This window comes from Streptomyces collinus Tu 365, assembly GCF_000444875.1.
GTDB classification, from domain to species: Bacteria; Actinomycetota; Actinomycetes; order Streptomycetales; family Streptomycetaceae; genus Streptomyces; species Streptomyces collinus_A.
Window position 1 is genome coordinate 929,544 of record NC_021985.1, and the last position, 21,613, is coordinate 951,156.

Consider the following 21,613-nt stretch of genomic DNA (forward strand, 5'->3'; position numbering starts at 1 on the left):
GGCGGGCGAACGGCCCCGGTACGGCTCAGGACGCACCGGGGCCGGGACCGCCCGGCGGCTCAGCCGATGTGGTAGCCGTCCCCGTACACCTTCCAGTCCAGCGGCGTGTTCAGGTCGAGGTTGCCCTTGCGCAGGAAGACCCGCTGCTCGGTGTCGACCCTGCTGGTGTCGCTGTGCGCCTCCTCCTGCTTCATGGCCCACACCCGGGCGTCGAGGAAGGCGTTGAGGTACGTCGTCTCGTTGCCGCCCTGCGCCGGCGGCTTGGCGGTGCGCAGGGCCCGCTTGCGGATGTTGCGGAAGCTGGTGGGGTCGTCGCCGTCGCCGTGCATGACGATGGCGTCGTAGTAGGCGAACTGCCCTAGGGCACGCAGCCCGTCCGCCTTGCCCTGGGCGACCGCGGGGTCGAAGTAGACACGGTCCCGCTCGTCGTTCTGGGCCTGCTGGAACGCGCCGTCCTGGGCCGCCCTGCGCCAGTCCCTGGGGTAGGCGGGGTCGAGACCGCTGTGCGAGTCCGTGCCGTTCACCCGGCGCAGGGCGGGCAGGTACTTGGCGAGCACGTTGCCCGGCTTGCGGTCGGTGTAGAGCTGGACGAGGTCGAGCATGTCGCCGGTGCCGGAGCAGAAGCCGATGATCCCGGCGGTGTAGCCGCGGCCGTCGCCGATGTCCTCGATGTACTTGTACTGGGCCTTCCAGTCGAGCGAGGAGTTCTCGGCGCTCGACACCAGCTGCATGGCGATCTCCTTCTTCGCCGGGTCGTCCAGGCCCGGTGCGGCCGACGGTGCCGCCGCCACGCGCGGGGCGCCGAGCAGGGCGCCGGAGGCGACGGCGCCGAACGCGGCGACGAAGGTCCGGCGGGAGAGGCGGGCGGGGACTGCGGGGGCTGCCGTTTCACGGTCTGCGTGCACCACAGGGACTCCAAGAGCGGGTGGGGGGTGGGCAGTCGGTCCGTACCGCACGTACCGGCGGCACTGATAGGAAAGTTTCCTACCAAACACAGACCCAGTGAGGTACCCGTTCCGCGAGAAGTTCGTAGGATCGAACAGTGCGGCCCCTGTCTCGGCCTGGTGCGCCGCGGCAGGGGCCGCACCCCCGTCTCACCCCGCCCGTGGGGGCGCCGGGAGCGTCACTCGCCGGGCGTCCCCGCCCGCTCCCGCGCGTACGCGTACAGCTCCTTCGACGTGGTGATCAGCTCCCGCCGCTCCTGGCTCGAACCGACCATCGGCTGGGAGCCGTTGAGCGGCACCTGGGCGCTCTCCGGCAGGAACCGCACGGTCAGCAGGCCGATGGCGCCGGCCAGCATCAGGTAGTAGGCGGGCATCAGGTCGTCACCGGTGGCGTTGACCAGCGCGGCGGTGACGAGCGGAGTGGTGCCGCCGAACGCGGCCACGGCGATGTTGAAGCCGATGCCCATGGCCGCGTAGCGCACCGCCGTCGGGAACAGGGCCGGCAGGGTGGCCGCGCTCGGCGCGGCGAAGCAGGCCAGCAGGGTGGACAGCACCAGTACCCCGAGGATCGGCGGCCAGGTTCCGTCCGCCTTGATCAGCAGGAAGGAGGGGACGGCCAGGACGATCATCGCTGCCGCGGCGACCGCGTAGACGGGCCGTCGGCCGACCCGGTCGCTGAGCCGGCCCAGGAAGGTGATCAGCACGACGATCCACACCATGCCGGTCAGCACCAGGACGTCCGCCGAGCCGCTGGAGCGGTGCAGCGTCTCGGTCTGATAGGTCGGCAGATACCCGGTGACCATGTAGTTGGTGACGTTGTAGAGCAGCACCAGGCCCATGCAGACCAGCAGCGCGGGCCAGTGGTTGCGGATGATGTCCTTGAACTCGCTGCCGGCCGACTCCTGTGCCAGCCCCTTCTCGTGCTCGTCCAGTTGCTGCTGGAAGGCGGGCGACTCCTCCAGCTTGAGCCGCATGTACAGGCCGATCACACCGAGCGGCCCGGCGATCAGGAACGGGACGCGCCAGCCCCAGGAGAGCATCTGCCCGTCCGTCAGCAGCAGGTTCAGCGCGGTGACCAGCGCCGAACCGAGGGCGTAGCCGACGAACGTGCCGAAGTCGAGCCAGCTGGAGAGGAACCCGCGCCTGCGGTCCGGGGAGTACTCGGCCACGAAGGTGGTGGCGCCGCCGTACTCGCCGCCGGTGGAGAAGCCCTGGACCATGCGGGCCAGCAGGAGCAGGACGGGCGCGGCGATGCCGATCGTGGCGTAGCCCGGGATGATCCCGATCGCGAACGTCCCCACGGCCATCATGATCATGGTGGTCGCGAGCACCTTCTGCCGGCCGATCCGGTCGCCGAGCGGGCCGAAGACCAGTCCGCCGAGCGGCCGTACGACGAAGGCGGCGGCGAACGTGGCGAAGGAGGAGATCACCTGGGCGGCCGGGGAGGCGCCGGGGAAGAACACCTTGCCGATGGTGGCGGCGAGATAGCTGTAGACGCCGAAGTCGAACCACTCCATGCAGTTGCCGAGCGCGGAGGCGCCCACCGCCCGCCTGAGCAGCGGAGGCTCCACGACCTGGACGTCCTCCCTGCGAAAGGCCCGCCGGTTGCGGCGCAGCCTGCGGCTCAGCTCCTCGCGGACCTGGCGCGGCAGTCCGGCCACGGCCTCGGGCACCCCCGGCCGCTCACCGTCGCGGGCTTCTCGTCCGGGCGTCGCCGTACCCACGGGCTCTCCTCTCGTCGAGGCCATCGCCGCGCGATCCCCGCGCGGCCGCCCCGTCACCGCCCGCCCGACGGGCGCTGCGCGGCGTGCACCCTGCGCCTGCCCGGATTCACACTCGTCACACCAGCAACGCCTCGCACGGGCCCACCGAGTGCCCCGGCCGCCCGATTCAGAAACCGCGCCGATCAATGCCATGAGGACCATCGGTTGGACTTACGAATCACGCGGGCGCAGGGTGGACGGGGCCCCTCACCCCCGGCGGGCCTCCTCCCTGCAGCACCACCCCGGAGACGACCCGATGAACCACGTCGCGGACCCCGCTCGCTACGACGGCGCCATGCGCTACCGGCGCACCGGCCGCTCGGGACTTGACCTCCCGCTCCTGTCCCTGGGCTACTGGCACAACTTCGGCGACGACCGCCCCTTCGAGACCCAGCGCGAGATCGCCCTGCGCGCCTTCGACCTCGGGATCACCCACCACGACCTGGCCAACAACTACGGGCCGCCCTACGGCTCCGCCGAAATCAACTTCGGCCGGCTGCTCAAGCAGGACCTCGCTCCCTACCGGGACGAGCTGGTGATCTCCACCAAGGCCGGCTGGGACATGTGGCCCGGGCCCTACGGCCAGGGCGGCGGCTCGCGCAAGTACGTCCTGGCCTCGCTGGACCAGTCGCTGAGCCGCATGGGCCTCGACTACGTGGACATCTTCTACTCCCACCGGCTGGACGCGAGCACGCCCCTGGAGGAGACGATGGGCGCGCTCGACACCGCCGTCCGCCAGGGCAAGGCCCTCTACGTCGGGATCTCGTCGTACGACGCGGAGCGCAGCCGGCAGGCGGCCGCGATCCTGCGGGACCTGGGCACCCCGCTGCTCATCCACCAGCCGTCGTACAGCATGCTCAACCGCTGGGTCGAGACCGACGGCCTGCTGGACGCGGCCCAGGAGGAGGGCTTCGGCGTCATCGGGTTCACCGCGCTCGCGCAGGGCCTGCTGACCGGCCGCTACCTGGAGGGGCTGCCCCAGGACTCACGGGCCGCGCAGGGCAAGTCGTTCGACCCGGCCTGGCTGACCGAGGACATGCGGCGGCGGCTGCGCGCACTGAACGACGTCGCCGCCCGGCGCGGGCAGACGCTGGCCCAGATGGCACTGGCCTGGGCGCTGCGGGACGAGCGGGTCACCTCGCTGGTCATCGGCGCCTCCCGCACGGAGCAGCTGGAGCAGAACGTGGCCGCGCTGGAGAACCTCGACTTCAGCGCCGAGGAACTGGCCGAGATCGACAAGTACGCCACCGACGGCGGCGTGGACCTGTGGCGGGACGCGCGCCTGGGCAACCTCGGCTGATCACTGGCACGGAGTGACATCGGCTATGGACATAAGGAAAAAGTCAGACATAATGGAGTCATTCGGACCGCGACCCCGTGCCCTCAAGGAGCCGCTCACCGCATGGCCCACGGAGCCCACGACAGCCCCTGTCTGCCACCTCACCCCGATCTGACCCTCGCCCGCGACTGTGAGCACTGCCTGGGCTGGGGCACCGTCGTCACCCGCGACGGGGCACACGAGCTCTGCCGCACCTGTCAGCCCGACACCTGGGGCGACGACGGGTTCGGCACCGGCCCGGCGCGTCAGTGACCACCCCGCGCGCCGGGTCGGCCGCGGCCGCGTCGTACGGTGGGGGTCATGGCCCCTCCCCTGCCGGGCCCCCTGGCCCACCTGGCGCCACTGCTCGACCACTACGGCTACTGGGCCGTGGGCGCCGTCATCCTCGTGGAGGACTTCGGCGTGCCGGCGCCCGGCGAGACCATCCTGCTCGCCGCGGGTGTCTTCGCCGGGGCGGGCCGGCTGAACATCTACGCCGTGGCGGCCGTCGCCTTCGTCGCCGCCGTCCTCGGGGACAACATCGGCTACCTCATCGGCCGCACCGGCGGCCGCGCCTTCGTGCACCGCTGGGGGCGCTACGTCTTCCTGACCCCGAAGCGCTTCCAGGCGGCCGAGGAGTTCTTCGGCCGGCACGGCGGCAAGATCGTCACGGTGGCCCGGTTCATCGAGGGGCTGCGGCAGGCCAACGGCATCATCGCGGGCACGTCGGGCATGCCCTGGCGCCGCTTCCTCGGGTTCAACGCCCTCGGCGCGGCCCTGTGGGTCGGCCTCTGGGCCACCCTGTCCTATCTCGTGGGCAGCCACATCACGGCCGTCTACGACGAGATCAGCCGCTACCAGGTCTACGTCCTCGTCGCGCTCGGCGTCCTGTTCGCGGCCTTCGTGACCCGCCACGTCGTCCGCCGCCGCCGCGAGCGCTGACGGCCGAGACCAGGGCCGTGCCGGCGGCGACGCCGAAGACGATGGTCGGCCCGTGGTGGAACGGACCGGACACGAGCCGGGCGAGCCGGGTCCGGCGGCGGCCGGCCGGGCCGGCACAGAGACCCCGGACAGGGTCAGGTCACCCACCGCGTGGGCCTGGCGCAGCCTGCGCACTCCGGTCCAGGGCGAGCGTTCGACCAAGCGTAAGTAAGTCGAGGCTGTTTGGACCGGCGCTGAGCGGCAAGCCGAATGTGGACCGCACACCGACCGACGTGGGGATGTGAGACCCGATGGCTGGAAGCAAGAAGGCCAAGGCCAAGACGGAGCAGGCCCGGGGCAAGGTCAAGGAGGCCACCGGACGCGCCGTCGGCAACGAGCGCCTGGAGGCCGAGGGCCGCATGGAAGCCGCCCGTGGAGACGCCCGCCAGGCCAAGGAGAAGGCCAAGGACGTCTTCAAGCACTGATCTCCCAGGCACTGAATCGGCAACGGACCGGGGCAGGCCCGGGGACTCCCTGGAACGGGCTCCCGGGTCTGCCCCGCCGTGGCACGAGCCGTGTCACGAGGGGCCCCGGCCCCGGAGGAAAAGGGCAGCGAAGCATGGACATCCCCGTGAGCACCCGCGCGACGACGCGGACCCGCCCCGAGTCCCTGCGGCACAGCCGCACCTGGGACGCCGGGGTGCCCTGCATCGCCGAGGCGAGAGACGCCGTCGACGCCCTGTTGTCACGCGCGCACCTCGCGCCGGAGCGGCGCGCCGTCCAGGATGCCCAGCTCGTCGTCAGCGAACTCGTCACCAACGCCGTCAAGCACGCCCCCGGCCCCTGCGCGCTGGGGCTCGAGCTGTCCGCCGACCTCGACGAGCTGCGTATCACCGTCACCGACACCTCGGTGGAGCCGCCCCGGGCGCGGCCCCACGATCCGGGCCGCGTCGGCGGCCACGGACTGAACCTGGTGAACCTGCTCAGCGACGGGCTCCAGGTCACTCCCCTGCCGCACGGCAAGCGTGTCGCGGCCACCGTCCCGCTCACCGGCGCCTGAGCCCGCCGGACGCGGCCGCGACACCGCCCGCGCCGGTCCGCCCGGTCCGCCCGGCGCGGGCGGCGGCAGTCCCCCGGGGCCACCGGCCCCTCAGGCGACGCGGATTCCCACGATGCACGTGTCGTCGTCGGTGTCCGACCGGCTGTAGGTGAGCAGCCGGTCCAGATGCTGGTCCAGGCTGACGGGCGCGGAGCTGGCCGTCACCAGCAGGTGCGACAGGGACTCCTCGACGGAACGGTCCCGGCGCTCGATGAGGCCGTCCGTGTACATCAGCAGGGTGTCGCCGGCCGCGAGCTGCACCTCCGTCTCCTCGTACCCGGCCTCCGGCACCGCGCCCAGCAGCAGACCCTTGATCGGGGGCAGCGCGACCGCCTCCCCGTCGCGCACCAGGACCGGCGGGAGATGCCCCGCCCGCGCCCAGCGCAGGGTGCGCCGCTCACCGTCGTACAGACCGCAGACGGCGGTCGCCGTGACCGCGCCGGTCAGATGGTGGGCGACGATGTTCAGCCAGGACAGCAGCTGCGCGGGCCCGGCGCCCGTCACGGCCAGGCCGCGCAGGGCGTTGCGCAGCACGACCATGCTGGTCGCCGCCTCGATGCCGTGCCCGGCGACGTCCCCCACGCACAGCAGCACGAGACCGGAGGGCAGCACGACGGCGTCGTACCAGTCGCCGCCGACCAGTTGCTCGGTCTCGGCGGGCCGGTAGCGCACCGCGACCTTGAGTTCCGGCACCTGGAGCGGGGTCTGCGTGGGCGGCATGATGGCGTGCTGGAGCTGGAGTGCGAGGCGGTTGCGCTCGTCGGCCTGCTGCTCGGTGTGGGCGAGCTGGTCGCGGGTGGCGGCGAGCGCCACCTCCGTCCAGTGCTGGGCGGAGATGTCCTGGTAGGCGCCGCGTACGCCGAAGAGCTGGCCGTCGGTGTCCAGGACCGGCTCGGCCACCACCCGCATGTGCCGGGTGACCCCGTCGGGCCGCAGCAGCCGGAACGCGGCGGACGCGGGGCGACGGTGGTGCAGCAGGGTGCGCAGGAAGCGGCCGATGGTGACGGCCTCGTCGGGGTGGGCGTGGGCGGCCAGGTCCTCCAGCGGGACCGGAGGGCTGGTGGGCGGACGGCCGTAGAGGTCGAACAGCTGCCCGTTCCAGGTGATCTCGCCGGTGAGCACGTTCTCCTCGAAGCCGCCGATGCGGCCGAGCCGCTGGGCGTGCTGGAGCAGGCTGGCCAGGCGCGCGGTCTCGTCCTCGATGCGCCAGATGAGCAGGACGGCGGCGCCGTGCCGGCTGATGCTGATGTCGGCGACGGCGGCCAGCGGCACCTGGTCGACCAGCGCGGTCAGCCGCATCCGGTGGGCGCGGAACGGCTCGCCGGTGGCGTGCACCCGCTCCACCCGCTGGAACAGCTCGCTGGCCGCGGCGGCCATCGGGTAGGCCTCCAGCAGCAGCGCGCCGTTGATCATGGCACGCGGCCGGCCCGCGGGGTCGAGGAAGTGCGTGTTGACGTGCTGGATGCGGAAGTCGACGAGCCGCCCGGTGTCGTCGAGGTGGGGCACCAGCACGAGGGCGGGGTCGTGCAGTCCGTCCGCCAGGTCCATCAGCTCCGCCGCGTCGGGCAGCAGCCGGGGTTCCTGCCCGCCCCCGGGCGGCACCGCGTGCGACTCCAGGGTGTGCCCGCACAGTTCGGCGAGCGCCTCGATCTGGCGGATCACCTGCGGTGGCTGGGGGCCTTCGGGCCGGGCCCAGGCGATCTCCAGGACGCCGTGGATCCGGCCGCCCGTCCCGGCGGGTACGGCGGCCCGCGCGCCGTCGGCGAGGTCCCGCCGTCCGAGGGTGGGCAGCCCGGAACCGGCGAGCGATCCCAGCCAGAGCCCGTCGGGCTCGGTCAGACCACGCCGGGCGACGGTGGCGACGTCCGGCGGGACGTAGCGCCAGCGGGCCGCCTCGGCGGGCGGGAAACCGGCGCTGCCCGCCAGGGTGAGGGAGCCGTCGGAGCCGGCGGCCCAGACGGCGACGGCCACCGCGCCGAGCGGCCGCAGCGCGTGCTGGAGCAGCGAGTCGGCCACCGCCTGGGTGTCGTCGGCGGCGAGCACCCCGCTCTCGGCGGCCCGCAGCCGTACGGCGGCCGAGTCCTCGGCCGGCGCCGTCGGGTCCGCGGTCGCGGCCAGGAAGGCCCCGGCGACCTCCGAGACCCGGTCCCGCGCCGCCTGGTTGATGACCTCGACGGCGAACTCCAGCGGGGACACCCGCGCCTGCTCGGTGAGTTCGGCGAGCTGCCGCGCGGCCTGCGCGGGACCGCAGCCGAGGCGCTCGACCAGGATGCCCTTGGCCAGTTCGATCAGGGCCCGGCCCTCGGCCTCGGCCTGCGCCGTGCGCACCTCCGTGCGCAGCCGTTCGACCGTCGCGGCCAGCCGGCCGGCCGGTGAACTGGCGGGCACCGGGGGCAGGTGCAGGTCGGCGAGGTCGGCCGGTTCGGCGAGGTCCGCCGGATCGAGGCCGGCCTCGAGCGCCCCGGACCCGCCGGGGACGGCCGGTGCGTCGGCCGGTCCGGGCGTGCCGGGGAGCGCGACCGCCTTCGGCGCGGCGGCCGCGTCGGGGGCCTCCGGTGCGTCGGTGCCGGCGGGACCCCGGGCGGGTGCCCCGGATCCGGCCGACGGGTCGTGGGCGTTCACCGTGTGCGTGCTCCTAGGCCGGCGGGCGGTGGGGCGGTCGGGGGTGTTCTCACGCGGGGAGCCAGCGCCGGACACAGGAGATGAGGTCATGCGTGTCCACCGGTTTGGTCACGTAGTCGCTGGCGCCGGAGGCGAGACTCTTCTCCCGGTCGCCCTGCATGGCCTTGGCGGTCACGGCGATGACCGGCAGGTCGGCGTACTGCGGCATCCGGCGGATCTCGGCCGTCGCGGTGTAGCCGTCCATCTCGGGCATCATCACGTCCATCAGAACGAGTTCGACGTCCGGGTTGTTCACCAGCGTCTCGATGCCCTTGCGGCCGTTCTCCGCGTGCAGCACCCGGAAGCCGTGCAGTTCGAGGATGCCGCTGAGCGCGAACAGGTTGCGCGCGTCGTCGTCCACGACGAGGACGCTGCGGCCCCGGTCGCGCTCGTCCACCTGGTGGGGCTCGGCCGGCTGCGGCTCGTCGCCGCGGACCAGGGTGAGCACCTCGCCGGGCTCCTCGGCCGACAGGTGCAGGGCGATCCGCTCGCGCAGCTCGTCCAGGCTGTACAGGTACTCCAGCGAGCCGCCCTCGGTGTCCTGGTCCTGCTGGTCGGTGCGGTGGGAGCTGTGCACCAGGACGGGGACGCTGGCCAGGGCCGAGTCGCCGCGCAGGGCCCGCAGGAAGCGGGCGGACTCGCCGTCGGACGCGCCGAGCTGGACGACGACGCAGTGGCAGGGCTCAGCGGCCAGCGCGCCGGCCGCCTCCTGCGCACCGACGGCGGTGATGATGTCGACGGGGGTGCCGCCCGGGCCGTGCGCGAGGTCCCCGACGACGCTCTCGGCGACCAGCGTGAGCAGGCCGCGCGGCCGCTCCTCCACGACGAGCAGACGGCGGGCGCGCTGCCCGCGGGCGGTGCCCGGCCGGGCCTCGGCCACCGGCTCCCGTTCGGCGGGTTCGTCGACCGGGGACGCCGTGAGCATCTGGGGCGTCGCGCGGCCGCCGCGCAGGAGTTCCTCGAAGTCCGCGCGGGCCACGGGCAGGAAGAGGGTGAAGGTGCTGCCCTTGCCGGGCGTGCTCTCCACGGTGACGGCGCCGCCGAGCAGGTGCGCGATCTCCCGGGTGATGGACAGGCCGAGGCCGGTGCCGCCGTACTTGCGGCTGGTGGTGCCGTCGGCCTGCTGGAAGGCGCCGAAGATGGTCTCCCGCTGCTGTTCCGCGATGCCGATGCCGGTGTCCTTCACCCGGAAGGCCACGATGGTGCCGCCGCGCACCACGCCCCCGGGCACCTCGTCGTCCGGCGCCGGTTCGACGCGCAGTTCGACGCAGCCCTGCTCGGTGAACTTCACCGCGTTGGACAGCAGGTTGCGCAGGATCTGCCGCAGCCGGGAGTCGTCGGTGAGCAGGTCGGCGGGCGCGCCCGGGGCGGTGGTGATGGTGAAGTCGAGGCTCTTCTGCGAGGTCATCGGCTGGAAGGTGGCCTCGACGTACTCGATGAGCTGCTTGAGGGGGACCCGCTCGGGGGTGATGTCCATCTTGCCCGCCTCGACCTTGGACAGGTCGAGGATGTCGTTGATGAGCTGGAGCAGGTCCGAGCCGGCGGAGTGGATGATGCCCGCGTACTCCACCTGCTTCGGGGTGAGGTTGCGGGAGGGGTTCTGGGCCAGCAGCTGGGCGAGGATGAGCAGGCTGTTGAGCGGCGTGCGCAGCTCGTGGCTCATGTTGGCCAGGAACTCGGACTTGTAGCGCGAGGCCAGCGACAACTGCTGGGCGCGCGCCTCCAGTTCCTGCCGGGCCTGCTCGATCTGGAGGTTCTTCGCCTCGATGTCCCGGTTCTGGTCGGCCAGCAGCGAGGCCTTGTCCTCCAGTTCGGCGTTGGACTGCTGGAGTTCCTCCTGGCGCGCCTGCAACTCGGCCGAGCGCGACTGCAGTTCGCTGGTCAGGCGCTGCGACTCCTGGAGCAGTTCGTCGGTGCGGGCGTTGGCGACGATCGTGTTGACGTTGACGCCGATGGTCTCCACGAGCTGCTGCAGGAAGTCCCGCTGGACCGGGGTGAAGGCGGTGACCGAGGCGAGTTCGATGACGCCGAGGACCTGCTCCTCGAAGACGATGGGGAGCAGCAGCAGGTCGGTGGGCTCGATCTGCCCGAGTCCGGAGGAGATGGTGACGTACCCGGGCGGGAGCTGGTCCACGCCGATGATGCGGCGGCTGCGCGCGGCCTGGCCGACCAGGGAGCGGCCGAAGGCGATCCGCGTGGGTCTGGTGTCGTCCTCCGGGCGGCCGTAGGAGCCGACGAGCCGCAGTTCGGGTCCGGACGCCCCGTCCTCGGCGAGGTAGAAGGCGCCGTACTGGGCGGAGACCAGGGGCACCAGCTCGTCCATGATCAGCTCGGCGACGACGGACAGGTCCCGGTGGCCCTGCATGAGGGCGGAGATGCGGGCGAGGTTGGTCTTGAGCCAGTCCTGTTCCTGGTTGGCCCGGGTGGTCTCGCGCAGGGACTCCACCATCGAGTTGATGTTGTCCTTGAGTTCGGCGACCTCGCCGGCGGCGTCGACGGTGATGGACCGGGTGAGGTCGCCCTCGGCCACGGCGCTGGCCACCTCGCCGATGGCGCGCACCTGCCGGGTCAGGTTGCCGGCCAGCTCGTTGACGTTCTCCGTCAGGCGCTTCCAGGTGCCGGAGACGCCCTCGACCTCGGCCTGGCCGCCGAGGCGGCCCTCGGTGCCGACCTCGCGGGCCACGCGGGTCACCTCGTCGGCGAACGCGGAGAGCTGGTCGACCATCGTGTTGATCGTGGTCTTCAGTTCGAGGATCTCGCCGCGGGCGTCGACGTCGATCTTCTTGGACAGGTCGCCCTTGGCCACGGCGGTGGTCACCAGCGCGATGTTGCGCACCTGGCCGGTGAGGTTGTTGGCCATGGAGTTGACGTTGTCGGTGAGGTCCTTCCAGGTGCCGGCCACGTTGGGCACGTGGGCTTGGCCGCCCAGGCGTCCCTCGGTGCCGACCTCGCGGGCCACCCGGGTCACCTCGTCGGCGAACGCGGAGAGCGTGTCGACCATGGTGTTGATGACGTCGGCCAGTGCGGCGACCTCGCCCTTGGCCTCGACGGTGATCTTCTGGGAGAGGTCGCCGCGGGCGACGGCGGTGGCGACCTGCGCGATGGAGCGGACCTGACCGGTCAGGTTGGAGGCCATCACGTTGACGTTGTCGGTGAGGTCCTTCCAGGTGCCCGAGACCCCGCGCACGGTGGCCTGGCCGCCGAGGTTGCCCGCGGTGCCGACCTCGCGGGCCACCCGGGTGACCTCGTCGGCGAACGCGGAGAGCTGGTCCACCATCGTGTTGATGGTGTTCTTGAGCTCCAGGATCTCGCCGCGCGCGTCCACGGTGATCTTCTGCGACAGGTCGCCCTGCGCCACCGCCGTGGCCACCTGGGCCACGTTGCGGACCTGGGCGGTGAGGTTGCCCGCCATGAAGTTCACGGAGTCCGTCAGGTCGCGCCAGGTGCCCTTGACGCCCTTGACGTCCGCCTGTCCCCCTAGGCGGCCCTCGGTGCCGACCTCGCGGGCCACCCGGGTCACCTCGTCGGCGAACGCGGAGAGCTGGTCCACCATCGTGTTGATGGTGCTCTTGAGCTCCAGGATCTCGCCGCGTGCGTCCACGGTGATCTTCTGCGACAGGTCGCCCTGCGCCACGGCGGTCGTCACCTGGGCGACGTTGCGCACCTGGGCGGTGAGGTTTCCGGCCATGAAATTGACCGAATCCGTGAGGTCGCGCCAGACGCCGGCGACGCCGGGCACCTGCGCCTGTCCGCCGAGGCGGCCCTCGGTGCCGACCTCCTTGGCGACCCGGGTCACCTCGTCGGCGAACGCGGAGAGCTGATCGACCATCGTGTTGACGGTCTCCTTCAGCTGCAGGATCTCGCCGCGCGCGGGCACGTCGATCTTCTGCGACAGGTCGCCCTTGGCCACGGCCGTGGCGACCTGGGCGATGTCACGGACCTGCGTGGTGAGGTTGCCCGCCATGGCGTTGACGGAGTCGGTGAGGTCCGCCCAGGTGCCGGAGACGCCCGGGACCTCCGCCTGTCCCCCGAGGGTGCCCTCGGTGCCCACCTCGCGGGCCACCCGGGTCACCTCGGAGGTGAAGACCGAGAGCTGGTCGACCATGCCGTTGAAGACGGTGGCGATGTCTCCCATGAGACCGCTGGCGTCGTCGGGCAGACGTGTGCCGAAGTCTCCGTCGCGTACGGCGGTCAGACCCGCCAGGAGTCTCCGCAGCTCTTGCTCCGCCGGGACCGCCTCGGTCGTCCCGGTCGCCTTGCCGGCCATGCGCACCCTCGTTCCGCTCCCCAGGAGCCCTCGTCGCCAAGGGCTCGGAACCACTACCGGGCACACGGCCCGACCCGGTTTCGGTGATTGCATTTCCGCAGTTCACGGAATTGCTCGATGAGAAATACGTGGCAGGCTAACCCACCTTCACGACTGTGGACAAAGCCGCGGGTCGCGCTCCCGGCGTGAGGAAACCGACGGGTGTGGAACCCGTGCGGCGGGGTAACCGGGGCAGTTTACGCGCTGCGCTGCCGTTGTCATGGGGCCATCATCGCGGGTCCTTCACCGTCTCGTCGCCCCCGCTCCCCGGCCACCCCGCCGACGGGCCGTGCCGGCCGTTTCGGACGGGCGGCCCCGGGGCACCCGTGCCACGCTCGGAGGAGAGCACCGAGCGTGAGGGACTCGGGACCGGGCGGAAGGCGAGCACGCGGTGGAGGCGTCCGACGGAGATCCGTCGCCCCGGCCGGAGGGCCGTGGCGCTCGGTCGGCCCCTGCCCCTCCCCCCGTCGCGTCCAGGGGCGAGAGGTCGCCGCACAAAGCGTTCCCCGGTCGGGCGAGCGGGAGTCCTGAAGCCCGGACCGCGGAGGAACCGGTCGTGAGCGAGGTGGACAGGGCATGAGCGGCGATCAGGTCAGGGCGGACCGGGCCGGTCTGTGGTTCGGACCGCAGCCGGACGTGGCGGGCGCATCCGGTTACCCGGACGCCCCGCCCAGGATGGGCTTCTTCACCGACACCTCCGTGTGCATCGGCTGCAAGGCCTGCGAAGTGGCCTGCAAGGAGTGGAACGCCGTTCCGGAGGACGGCCTCGAACTGACCGGCATGTCCTACGACAACACGCAGGGCCTCGGCGCCGACACCTGGCGGCACGTGGCCTTCATCGAGCAGCGCAAGCCGTTCGGCGGGCAGCAGCCCGGGGTCTCGCACGACGACGTGGACGTCTTCGCCGCGGCCTCGGCGCTCGGCACCGACGCGGCCTCCCCGGGCCCGGGTGCCACCACTCCCCCGGCGGGCGCGGCCCCGGCGGGCGCCCCGGCCGGCGAGATCTCGCCGGTGTCGCCCGACGGCCGCACGGAGCTGCGCTGGCTGATGGCGTCGGACGTGTGCAAGCACTGCACGCACGCGGCCTGCCTGGACGTGTGTCCGACGGGCGCGCTGTTCCGCACCGAGTTCGGCACGGTCGTCGTCCAGGAGGACGTCTGCAACGGCTGCGGCTACTGCGTGCCGGCCTGCCCGTACGGCGTCATCGACCAGCGCAAGGACGACGGCCGGGTGTGGAAGTGCACCCTGTGCTACGACCGGCTCGGCGTCGGCATGGAGCCGGCCTGCGCCAAGTCCTGCCCGACGGAGTCCATCCAGTTCGGGCCGCTGGAGGAGCTGCGGGAGCGGGCGGCGGGCCGGGTGGCGCAGCTGCACGCCTCCGGGGTGACCGATGCCCGGCTGTACGGCGAGAGCCCCGACGACGGGGTGGGCGGGGACGGCGCGTTCTTCCTGCTGCTGGACGAGCCCGAGGTCTACGGGCTGCCGCCGGACCCCGTCGTCACCACCCGGGACCTGCCCGACATGTGGCGGCACGCGGCGATGGCCGCCGTCTCGCTCGGCGCGCTGGCCGTCGCCAGTTTCGCGAGGAGGCCGCGATGAGCGATTCCGATGTCACCCGGGAGGGGCTGCGGGGCGAGCGGACGCAACGTGAGGCGCTGACGGGGGCGAAGGCGGGGCGCCGCCGGCACCGGCGCGGCCGGGGCGGCCGCGGCGGCCGCGGCGGCCGCGGCGAGCAGCCGATGGTCCCGGAGGCGGAGTTCTCGTCGTACTACGGCAAGCCGGTCCTGAACAAGCCGACGTGGAAGCCCCTGGACATCGCGGGCTACCTGTACCTGGGCGGTCTGGCCGGGGCGTCGTCGCTGCTGGCGGCCGGTGCGGGCGTGACCGGGCGGCCGGCGCTGGCCCGCCCGGCGAAACTGGGCGCCGCCGGGGCGATCAGCCTGTCGCTGGTCGCGCTCGTGCACGACCTGGGCCGTCCGGCGCGCTTCCTGAACATGCTGCGGGTCTTCAAGCCCACCTCGCCGATGAACGTGGGCTCGTGGGTGCTGTCGGGCTACGCCCCGCTGGCGCTGGGTGCCGCGGCCGTCGACCTCACGGGCCGCGCCCGGCGGGTGGGCTCGCTGGCCACGGCGGGCGCCGCCGTCCTCGGCCCGGCGGTGGCGACCTACACGGCGGTGCTGCTCGCCGACACCGCGGTGCCCTCGTGGCACGAGGGCTACCGGGAGCTGCCGTACGTCTTCGCGGGGTCCGGTGCCACCGCGGCGGCCGGTCTCGCGCTGGCCGCGACCCCTGCGGCGCAGGCGGGCCCGGCGCGCCGCATGGCCGCGCTGGGGGCCGCGCTGGAGCTGGGCACCTTCCAGGCGATGAAGCACCGCATGGGCCTGTCCGCGGAGACGTTCGAGCAGGGGAAGGCGCACCGGCTGCTGCGGGCGGCGGAGACCCTGACGGCGGGCGGTGCCGCGCTGGCGGTCCTGTCGGGACGCCTGCGCGACCGGCGGCTCGCCCTGGCGGCCGGAGCGGCCCTGCTCTCCGGCTCGGCCGCCCTCCGCTTCGGAGTCTTCCACGCGGGAGTCGCCTCCGCGAAGGACCCGAAGTACACGGTCGTCCCCCAACGCGAACGCCTGACGGCCCGCGAGGGCTGAGCCGGCCCGCGGCGAGGCGCCACCTCGGCCGGGCCGCGGGTGCCTGGCTGCGCCGGGCCGCCGTCCGTACGGCATCCATCCGGCCGTTAGGCCGCGGGCGCGGCCTTGAGTCGTGCCGCCAGGTCCGCGACACCGGTGGCCGACCAGTCCGGTGGGTGCGCGGTGCGCGGGTAGGGCTCGGGGGTGCGGTGCAGCCAGGCCGTGGCGAGGCCGGCCCGGGCGGCGCCGTCGGTGTCCCAGGGGTGCACCGACACCAGCAGGGCTTCCCCGGGCGGCACCCCGGCGGTCTCCAGGGCGTGGGCGTAGGCCTCGCGGGCGGGCTTCCAGCGGCCGGCGCCCGTCACGTCCAGGTGGGCCTCGAAGTGGCCGGTGAGACCGGCGTGGTCCAGTACGGCGCGGGTGGTGGTGGCCGAGCCGTTGGTGAGGGTCAGCAGGCGGTACCCGGCCGCGCGCAGGGCCCGTACGCCGTCGGGGACGTCGGGGTGCACCGGCAGCCTGGGCAGGCCGGCGAGGACGTGCCGGACGGCCTCCGCCGGGTCGCCGGGGAGTCGGGCGCGGGCCGCGAGGGTACGCAGTCCGTCGGCCGCGACGTCGGCGAAGGAGGCGCCGCCGCCCGCCAGGGTCAGGGCGACGCCGTCGCGCAGCACACCCGCGAACCAGACCGGCAGGAGGTCGCCCGGCAGGCCGGCGTGTGGGCCAGCCGGGGCGCGAGCGCGGACAGGTCGGTGAGCGTCTCGTTGACGTCGAACACGAGGAGCCGCGGTCGGGGTTCACGGGGCAAGCGCCTCACCCCTCCCGGCGGCGAGCACAGCAGCCGCGGAGGCGAGCGGGGACGGACCTGTGCCGTGGTCCGTCCGCCCTCACCGCTCCCGCGCCGTCGTGCCGTGCTCCGCCGCTCGCGGCGGCCCCGCCGAGCAGGGGCACGGCGATGAGTTCGAGGACCAGGACGGCGCCGCCCCACAGCCGATGGAACAGGGCACTCTCGCCGCGGACCGCCAGTACGACGAGGAACGGACCGTTGATCAGGCCCCAGCAGGCGACGACGAGGGCGGGCAGACGGCGCTTCACCCTCGCGTGGCCGAGCGCGAACATGGGCGGGACCCCCGTCCTCCGGTCCGAGACCGCTGCCCGCAGGACATTACGGGCACCTGGGCCGGTGCGTCGTCCGACACACCGCAGCGCCCAAGTCCCCCGGGCAGGCCACGCCCACACCTCGCGCGGACGGACGGCCGCGTTTGCCGTACGGGGGCGGGGGTACTCCGCCGCTCGTCAGGAGCGGGACGAAGGGGGCGAGGCCCGGTGCCCAGCCGAAGCGAGCGGCCGCGTACGCACACGGCGTCCGGGGATGCCGCGCTCCCTCGGCCGCGGGAGAATCCACCCCAGGAGCGGCGGGCACGGCCCGGCACGGAACGGGAGGAGTGAGCGCCATGGGCGTACGCACCTGGATCGACTCCTGGCCGGTCTTCCGGCAGCTCACGGGCACCGACCCGCTGGGCCGGGGCGCGGCCGCCAAGAGCGGCGCCACCGGACGCCTGCGGCCCCGGGTGGCCTCCGCCGACCGGGTGGTGAAGTCCGTCTGTCCGTACTGCGCGGTGGGCTGCGGCCAGAACGTGTACGTGCAGGACGAGAAGGTCACCCAGATCGAGGGCGACCCGGACTCCCCCATCTCCCGCGGCCGGCTGTGCCCGAAGGGCTCGGCGAGCCTGCAGCTGACGACGGGCGAGGCCCGCCGGCACGAGGTCCTGTACCGGCGCCCGCACAGCACCGACTGGGAACGTCTCGACCTGGACACGGCGATGGACATGATCGCCGACCGGGTGATCGCGGCGCGCCGCGAGGGCTGGCAGTGGGAGGTCGACGAGACCCGCACCCGGCGCACGCTCGGCTTCGCGAGCCTGGGCGGGGCGACGCTGGACAACGAAGAGAACTACCTGATCAAGAAGTTGTTCACCGCGCTCGGAGCCATCCAGATCGAGAACCAGGCGCGTATTTGACACTCCTCCACCGTTCCCAGTCTGGGGACTTCGTTCGGACGCGGCGGCGCGACCACCTTCCAGCAGGACCTGCAGAACGCGGACTGCATTCTCATCGAGGGCTCGAACATGGCCGAGTGCCATCCGGTCGGGTTCCAGTGGGTGATGGAGGCCAAGGCGCGCGGCGCGAAGGTGATCCACGTCGACCCGCGGTTCACCCGCACCAGCGCTCTCGCGGACCTGCACGTGCCGCTGCGCGCGGGCACCGACATCGCCTTCCTGGGCGGGATCATCAACTACGTCCTGGAGCAGGAGAAGTACTTCCGCGACTACATCGTGGCGTACAGCAACGCGCCGGTGATCGTGCGCGAGGACTTCCAGGACACCGAGGACCTGGCCGGCGTCTTCTCCGGCCTGGACACCGACAGCCGCTCGTACGACAACACGAGCTGGCAGTACGAGGGCACCGAGGTGCAGGCGCCCTCCGGCGAGCTTGACGAGGAGGACGACAAGGGTGTCAAGGGCGGCGACGACAGCCGTTCGGTGACCGAGGCGGCCCGCGGCGAGGCGCACGGCGCGGGTGGCGCGGTGATCGGCGAGGGCGAGCCGGAACGGGACGAGACGCTGACCCATCCGCGCTGCGTCTTCCAGGTGCTCAAGCGGCACTACGCCCGCTACACGCCGGAGATGGTCGAGCAGATCTGCGGAGTGCCGCAGGACCTGTTCCGCCAGGTGTGCGAACTGCTCACCGAGAACTCCGGCCGGGACCGCACCACGGCCTTCGCCTACGCGGTGGGCTGGACGCAGCACACGGTCGGCGTGCAGTACATCCGCGCGGCCGCCGTACTCCAGACCCTGCTCGGCAACATCGGCCGTCCGGGCGGCGGCATCCTCGCGCTGCGCGGGCACGCCTCCATCCAGGGCTCGACCGACATCCCGACACTGTTCAACCTGCTGCCGGGCTACATCCCGATGCCGCACGCCCACAAGAACGAGGACCTGGACGCCTTCGTGGAGGCGGAGGCGACGCACAAGGGCTACTGGGGCAACATGCGCGCGTACCTGGTGAGCCTGCTCAAGGCCTACTGGGGCGACGCGGCGACCGAGGAGAACGACTACTGCTTCGACTACCTGCCGCGGCTGACCGGCTCCCACTCGGCGTACGAGACGACGATGGCCCAGCTGGAGGGCGTCTGCAAGGGCTACTTCCTGGTGGGCGAGAACCCGGCGGTGGGCAACGCCAACGCCAAGCTGATGCGGCTCGGGATGGCGAACCTCGACTGGCTGGTGGTGCGCGACTTCTCGCTGATCGAGTCGGCGACCTGGTGGAAGGACGGCCCGGAGATCGAGACCGGTGAGCTGCGTACGGAGGACATCGGCACCGAGGTGTTCTTCCTGCCGGCCGCCGCGCACACCGAGAAGGACGGCAGTTTCACCAACACCCAGCGGCTGCTGCAGTGGCACCACCAGGCGGTCGAGCCGCCCGGCGAGTCGCGCAGCGACCTGTGGTTCGCCTACCACCTGGGGCGGCTGATCCGGGAGAAGCTCGCCGGGTCGACCGACGACATGGACCGGCCGCTGCTGGACCTGACCTGGGATTACCCGACGAAGGGCCCGATCGCCGAGCCGGACGCGGAAGCGGTGCTCGCCGAGATCAACGGCCATGACGCCGAGGGGAGGCCGCTGTCCTCCTACGAGCAGCTGAAGCCCGACGGCTCGACGGCCTGCGGCTGCTGGATCTACTGCGGTGTCTACGCGGACGGGGTGAACCAGGCTGCCCGCCGCAAGCCCGGCCGGGAGCAGGACTGGGTGGCGGCCGAGTGGGCGTGGGCGTGGCCCGCCAACCGCCGGATCCTCTACAACCGGGCCTCGGCCGACCCCGAGGGCAGGCCGTGGAGCGAGCGGAAGGCGCTCGTGTGGTGGGACCCGGACAAGGGCGAGTGGTCCGGGCACGACGTGCCCGACTTCAAGAAGGACAAGTCGCCCGGCAGCGAGCCGTCCGAGGGCGCCACCGGCCCCGAGGCGCTGTCCGGCAAGGACCCGTTCATCATGCAGGCCGACGGCAAGGCCTGGCTGTACGTGCCGTCCGGGATCACCGACGGCCCGCTGCCGGTGCACTACGAGCCGCAGGACTCGCCGTTCCAGAACCTGCTGTACGAGCAGCAGCGCAATCCGGTCCGGCAGGTGATGCCCGCGAAGCCGGACAACCGCTACCAGCCGAGCGGTGACGAACCCGGGTCCCAGGTGTACCCGTACGTGGCCACCACCTACCGGCTCACCGAGCACCACACGGCGGGCGGCATGTCGCGCTGGCAGCCGTATCTGGCCGAGCTGCAGCCGGAGTTCTTCTGCGAGGTGTCCCCGGAGCTGGCCACCGAGCGCGGTCTGGAGCACACGGGCTGGGCGACGATCGTCAGCGCCCGCGGGGTGGTCGAGGCACGGGTGCTGGTGACCGACCGGATGGCGCCGCTGACCGTGCAGGGGCGCAGGCTGCACCAGGTGGGCCTGCCCTACCACTGGGGTCCCAACGGCTACACCACCGGGGACGCGGCCAACGAGTTGCTGCACCTGTCGCTGGACCCGAACACCCACATCCAGGAGGCGAAGGCGTTCGCCGTGGACATCCGCCCCGGCCGCCGGCCGCGCGGACCGGCCTCGCTGGAACTGGTGCGGGCCTACCGGGCCCGGGCGGGCATCGACGAGCACACCGGCACCGAGCCCTGAGGGCCGCCGGAACGGGCGTTGCCAGGGCGTCGGCCCCGGTCACGCCCGTCTCGCGGGTCCCGTCGTCCCGTCCCTCAGCGCAGGACGAGGGAGTGGGTGCCGTCGTACGGCACCAGTTCCCCGACGACCGGTGCTCCGGGCACCTCCCCGGCGACGAGGAGCCCGCCCGAGGTCTGGGCGTCGGCGAGCAGCAGCCGGGTGTCCTCGTCCGTGGTCCCGAAGTCGCTGTGCGGCGCGACCCACGCGAGGTTGCGCCGGGTGCCGCCGCTGACGTAGCCGCCCCGCACGGCTTCCCGGGCGCCGTCCAGGTAGGGCACGGCCGCGGTGTCGACCACGGCGGTCACGCCGGAGGCCCGGGCGAGCTTGTGCAGATGGCCGAGGAGGCCGAAGCCGGTGATGTCGGTGGCGCAGGTGGCACCGGCGGCCAGCGCGGCCAGCGAGGCGTCGCGGTTGAGGGCGGTCATGGTGGCGACGGCCTGCTCGAACCGCTCCCCCGTGGCCTTGTGACGGTTGTTCAGCACGCCGAGGCCGAGCGGCTTGGTCAGCGACAGCGGCACACCGGGCCGGCCCGTGTCGTTGCGCAGCAGCCGCTCCGGGTCGGCGACACCGGTGACGGCCATGCCGTACTTCGGCTCCGGGTCGTCGACGCTGTGGCCGCCGCCGATGTGGCAGCCCGCCTCGGTGGCGATGTCGAGGCCGCCGCGCAGCACCTCACGGGCCAGTTCGAACGGGAGCCGGTCGCGGGGCCAGCCGAGCAGGTTGACCGCGATCAGGGGCCGGCCGCCCATCGCGTAGACGTCCGACAGGGCGTTGGCGGCGGCGATGCGTCCCCAGTCGTAGGGGTCGTCGACGACGGGGGTGAAGAAGTCGGCGGTGCTCACGACGGCGGTGCCCGGCTGACCGGGCAGCGCGACGACGGCGGCGTCGTCACCGGTGGCGAGGCCCACGAGCAGCGGCGCGGCGCCGGCGGGCAGCGGCGCGGCGCCGGCGGGCAGCGGCGCGCCCAGACTCGCGACGACCTCCTCCAGCTCGCCGGGCGGGATCTTGCAGGCACAACCGCCGCCGTGCGCGAACTGCGTGAGGCGGACGGCGTCCTGGCGGGTCGGTGTCATACCTGTCTCCTGGGGCACTAGCCTGGTCGAGCGGTGGAGGCGTGTGGGTGCCTGGTGGCCCTCCCGGTCTTCAAAACCGAGGTGTCCGAGGATCTCGGGCAGGCGGGTTCGATTCCCGTCCGCCTCCGCTCCCCCCACCGGGCCGGCAGC

At 72.7% G+C, this 21,613-nt stretch carries 15 protein-coding genes and 1 tRNA gene; 9 read left to right on the top strand and 7 right to left on the bottom strand.

The genetic code is table 11. The features are described 5' to 3' along the window. Window positions 1-59: 59 nt before the first annotated feature. Window positions 60-908 carry a chitosanase gene (locus B446_RS03680; RefSeq protein ID WP_020938065.1) on the bottom strand — a complete coding sequence of 283 codons (849 nt, stop codon included), beginning with the start codon at window positions 906-908 and terminating at the stop codon, window positions 60-62. Window positions 909-1,123: 215 nt separating this feature from the next. Next, window positions 1,124-2,692, bottom strand: a complete 1,569-nt coding sequence (locus B446_RS03685) for an MFS transporter (protein WP_234967448.1) — start codon at window positions 2,690-2,692, stop codon at window positions 1,124-1,126. A 271-nt stretch (window positions 2,693-2,963) separates the two neighbouring features. On the opposite strand from B446_RS03685, the gene mgrA reads away from it, so the two are divergent. The 5 genes from mgrA (at window position 2,964) to B446_RS03705 (ending at window position 6,006) form a co-directional block, all read left to right on the top strand. Beyond that, complete coding sequence (gene mgrA / locus B446_RS03690; protein ID WP_020938067.1) at window positions 2,964-4,007, top strand: L-glyceraldehyde 3-phosphate reductase; 1,044 nt, start codon at window positions 2,964-2,966, stop codon at window positions 4,005-4,007. Window positions 4,008-4,109: 102 nt separating this feature from the next. After that, a complete protein-coding gene (locus tag B446_RS03695; RefSeq protein WP_020938068.1) occupies window positions 4,110-4,298 on the top strand; it encodes a hypothetical protein in 189 nt (62 codons plus the stop codon). Between the two features lie 48 nt (window positions 4,299-4,346). Next, a complete protein-coding gene (locus B446_RS03700) occupies window positions 4,347-4,967 on the top strand; it encodes a DedA family protein (protein WP_020938069.1) in 621 nt (206 codons plus the stop codon). A gap of 290 nt (window positions 4,968-5,257) precedes the next feature. Next, window positions 5,258-5,431, top strand: coding sequence for a CsbD family protein (locus B446_RS36815; RefSeq protein ID WP_020938070.1), 174 nt, complete (start codon window positions 5,258-5,260; stop codon window positions 5,429-5,431). 134 nt (window positions 5,432-5,565) lie between these two features. Further along, window positions 5,566-6,006: an ATP-binding protein gene (locus B446_RS03705; RefSeq protein ID WP_020938071.1), complete on the top strand. Its 441-nt coding sequence runs from the start codon at window positions 5,566-5,568 to the stop codon at window positions 6,004-6,006. A gap of 90 nt (window positions 6,007-6,096) precedes the next feature. On the opposite strand, the gene B446_RS03710 is transcribed toward B446_RS03705, so the two are convergent. Both B446_RS03710 and B446_RS03715 read right to left on the bottom strand, forming a co-directional pair. Next, window positions 6,097-8,667: a SpoIIE family protein phosphatase gene (locus B446_RS03710; protein WP_020938072.1), complete on the bottom strand. Its 2,571-nt coding sequence runs from the start codon at window positions 8,665-8,667 to the stop codon at window positions 6,097-6,099. Between the two features lie 49 nt (window positions 8,668-8,716). After that, window positions 8,717-12,973 carry a HAMP domain-containing protein gene (locus tag B446_RS03715; protein ID WP_020938073.1) on the bottom strand — a complete coding sequence of 1,419 codons (4,257 nt, stop codon included), beginning with the start codon at window positions 12,971-12,973 and terminating at the stop codon, window positions 8,717-8,719. A 615-nt stretch (window positions 12,974-13,588) separates the two neighbouring features. Here B446_RS03715 and B446_RS03720 point away from each other — a divergent pair. Both B446_RS03720 and nrfD read left to right on the top strand, forming a co-directional pair. Continuing rightward, window positions 13,589-14,611 carry a 4Fe-4S dicluster domain-containing protein gene (locus B446_RS03720; RefSeq protein WP_020938074.1) on the top strand — a complete coding sequence of 341 codons (1,023 nt, stop codon included), beginning with the start codon at window positions 13,589-13,591 and terminating at the stop codon, window positions 14,609-14,611. Continuing rightward, window positions 14,608-15,654 carry an NrfD/PsrC family molybdoenzyme membrane anchor subunit gene (gene nrfD / locus B446_RS03725; protein ID WP_020938075.1) on the top strand — a complete coding sequence of 349 codons (1,047 nt, stop codon included), beginning with the start codon at window positions 14,608-14,610 and terminating at the stop codon, window positions 15,652-15,654. The genes B446_RS03720 and nrfD overlap by 4 nt, the downstream gene beginning before the upstream one ends. An 86-nt stretch (window positions 15,655-15,740) precedes the next feature. Here the strand turns inward: nrfD and B446_RS03730 are convergent, their stop codons facing one another. Next, window positions 15,741-16,301: a haloacid dehalogenase type II gene (locus B446_RS03730; RefSeq protein ID WP_020938076.1), complete on the bottom strand. Its 561-nt coding sequence runs from the start codon at window positions 16,299-16,301 to the stop codon at window positions 15,741-15,743. A gap of 139 nt (window positions 16,302-16,440) precedes the next feature. Beyond that, entirely contained in the window at window positions 16,441-16,746 is a 306-nt protein-coding gene (locus B446_RS03735) for a hypothetical protein (protein WP_020938077.1), read from the bottom strand. Between the two features lie 335 nt (window positions 16,747-17,081). Between B446_RS03735 and fdh the strand changes: the two genes are divergently transcribed. After that, window positions 17,082-20,351 (top strand): formate dehydrogenase, encoded by a 3,270-nt coding sequence (fdh, locus tag B446_RS03745; RefSeq protein WP_234967449.1) that lies wholly within the window; start codon window positions 17,082-17,084, stop codon window positions 20,349-20,351. Window positions 20,352-20,425: 74 nt separating this feature from the next. On the opposite strand, the gene selD is transcribed toward fdh, so the two are convergent. Next, a complete protein-coding gene (gene selD, locus B446_RS03750; protein WP_020938080.1) occupies window positions 20,426-21,463 on the bottom strand; it encodes a selenide, water dikinase SelD in 1,038 nt (345 codons plus the stop codon). Window positions 21,464-21,498: 35 nt separating this feature from the next. Here selD and B446_RS38935 point away from each other — a divergent pair. Beyond that, window positions 21,499-21,591 (top strand) — tRNA-Sec (locus tag B446_RS38935). Window positions 21,592-21,613: the final 22 nt, after the last annotated feature.

Bases quoted from the DNA above. Each gene is read 5' to 3' on its own strand.
- B446_RS03720 (WP_020938074.1), top strand. From the start codon at position 13,589: ATGAGCGGCGATCAGGTCAGGGCGGACCGGGCCGGTCTGTGGTTCGGA.
- B446_RS03735 (WP_020938077.1), bottom strand. From the start codon at position 16,746: ATGTTCGCGCTCGGCCACGCGAGGGTGAAGCGCCGTCTGCCCGCCCTC.
- selD (WP_020938080.1), bottom strand. From the start codon at position 21,463: ATGACACCGACCCGCCAGGACGCCGTCCGCCTCACGCAGTTCGCGCAC.
- B446_RS03685 (WP_234967448.1), bottom strand. From the start codon at position 2,692: ATGGCCTCGACGAGAGGAGAGCCCGTGGGTACGGCGACGCCCGGACGA.
- nrfD (WP_020938075.1), top strand. From the start codon at position 14,608: ATGAGCGATTCCGATGTCACCCGGGAGGGGCTGCGGGGCGAGCGGACG.
- B446_RS36815 (WP_020938070.1), top strand. From the start codon at position 5,258: ATGGCTGGAAGCAAGAAGGCCAAGGCCAAGACGGAGCAGGCCCGGGGC.
- B446_RS03700 (WP_020938069.1), top strand. From the start codon at position 4,347: ATGGCCCCTCCCCTGCCGGGCCCCCTGGCCCACCTGGCGCCACTGCTC.
- B446_RS03695 (WP_020938068.1), top strand. From the start codon at position 4,110: ATGGCCCACGGAGCCCACGACAGCCCCTGTCTGCCACCTCACCCCGAT.
- B446_RS03715 (WP_020938073.1), bottom strand. From the start codon at position 12,973: ATGGCCGGCAAGGCGACCGGGACGACCGAGGCGGTCCCGGCGGAGCAA.
- B446_RS03705 (WP_020938071.1), top strand. From the start codon at position 5,566: ATGGACATCCCCGTGAGCACCCGCGCGACGACGCGGACCCGCCCCGAG.
- mgrA (WP_020938067.1), top strand. From the start codon at position 2,964: ATGAACCACGTCGCGGACCCCGCTCGCTACGACGGCGCCATGCGCTAC.